The sequence below is a fragment of the Rhodoplanes roseus genome, assembly GCF_003258865.1.
Taxonomy (GTDB): Bacteria; Pseudomonadota; Alphaproteobacteria; order Rhizobiales; family Xanthobacteraceae; genus Rhodoplanes; species Rhodoplanes roseus.
Map to the genome: position 1 here is coordinate 1 of NZ_NPEX01000722.1, position 301 is coordinate 301.

Genomic DNA, 301 nt, shown 5'->3' on the forward strand with positions numbered 1-301 from the left:
GGGGCGCGGCGAAGCCGCGAACCCGGAATGACCACCGATCCATCAGCCGAGGCCTGCGTCGAGCCCAAGCAGTTCCACGACGTGGTCGGCTACTACAACCGCTTCGACATTTTCGACATGCGCATCGATCGCACCCCGCGCGAGCCGGCGACCTTCGCCGACGCCCCGTCGCTCGGGGCGTTTCCGCCTCTCCCGGCCGACGCCGACACCCCGGCCTGGCCGCCCGCCGGCAGCGGCGAGCGGGGTCGTCGGGCGGGCACGCGTTCGTGCCCGCGCTGTCCGAGCTCACGAACGCCCGGCC

At 73.4% G+C, this 301-nt stretch carries 1 pseudogene; it reads left to right on the forward strand.

What is annotated here, in order from left to right:
• A pseudogene (locus tag CH341_RS36540) lies at positions 1–301 on the forward strand (hypothetical protein); the annotation flags it as partial.